At 45.6% G+C, this 698-nt stretch carries 1 pseudogene; it reads right to left on the bottom strand.

Features of this window, described 5'->3' with window-relative positions:
• Positions 1–9 precede the first annotated feature (9 nt).
• A pseudogene (locus tag A3735_RS08095) lies at positions 10–698 on the bottom strand (RNA degradosome polyphosphate kinase); the annotation flags it as partial.

Below are 698 nucleotides of genomic sequence, written 5' to 3'. Positions count from 1 at the left end.
GGTTTGGCTTTAGGTTGAGGCAAGGTGCTCGAGTAAATATTGTTGTGCGCAGACTCGAGATTCGGCTTCGGCAGGTTGGTTCAAATGATATTTTCCCTCGGTGTCCATAATCCAGCTTTGGCAATTATCGCTTAGGTAGAAGCCAATTTCGGCTTTCACGCGTTCTACTAGCTTCTTATCTTCCATCGGGAAGCAGGTTTCAACACGCTTTAACAGGTTACGGGTCATCCAGTCGGCACTGGCACCATAAATCTGGTCATTACCATCATTGTGGAACCAATAAACTCGAGTGTGCTCCAAGAAACGCCCGATCACAGAGCGTACTTCGATCGTTTCGGAAATACCCTCTAGCCCTGGACGTAAACAGCATATGCCGCGGACAATAAGCTTAATAGGCACGCCTGCTTGTGATGCTCGATACAGTGCCCGAATAATTTTGGGTTCTGATACTGCATTAACTTTAATGGTGATTCCTGAGGCTTTACCTGCTTTGGCATTATTAGCTTCTCTTTCTATCATCGAAACCAAAGAGTCATGTAAGGTGAAAGGAGCATGGAATAGTTTTTTGATCTTCAGTGCTTTGCCCATACCCGTGAGCTGCTGGAATATTTTATGAACCTCTTTCCCGAGAGCTTCATCACCACTCATAAAGCTATAGTCTGTATAGAGGCGGGCGTTCTTTGCGTGATAATTACCCG

The sequence above is a fragment of the Oleiphilus sp. HI0061 genome (assembly GCF_001635675.1).
This window is presented reverse-complemented; position numbering and strand designations above follow the sequence as displayed.